Genomic DNA, 245 nt, shown 5'->3' on the forward strand with positions numbered 1-245 from the left:
TGGGCGTTGAGCCAGCAGGAGCTGGCCGAGTCGCTACGGGAGGCCTACGCCGTCCAGGCGCGGTTGCAGGCGTTGACGTTGCGGCTGGTGGCGCAGGCTGACCTCAACGATCTGGCCTCCTTCGAGGGGGCGGTGAGCCTGCCGGCCTGGCTGCGGGTGCAGGTCCGGCTGGCCCCCGGGGAGGCGAAACGGCAGGTCAGGCTCGCGAAGGCGCTCGAGGGCCATCAGGTGACCCGGGGAGCACT

The 245-nt window shown here is 71.8% G+C and carries 1 pseudogene; it reads left to right on the top strand.

From position 1 onward, the window contains the following. A pseudogene (locus ACYQ1K_RS28030) lies at positions 1 to 245 on the top strand (HNH endonuclease); the annotation flags it as partial.

It is taken from the genome of Nocardioides sp. AN3 (genome assembly GCF_054653495.1).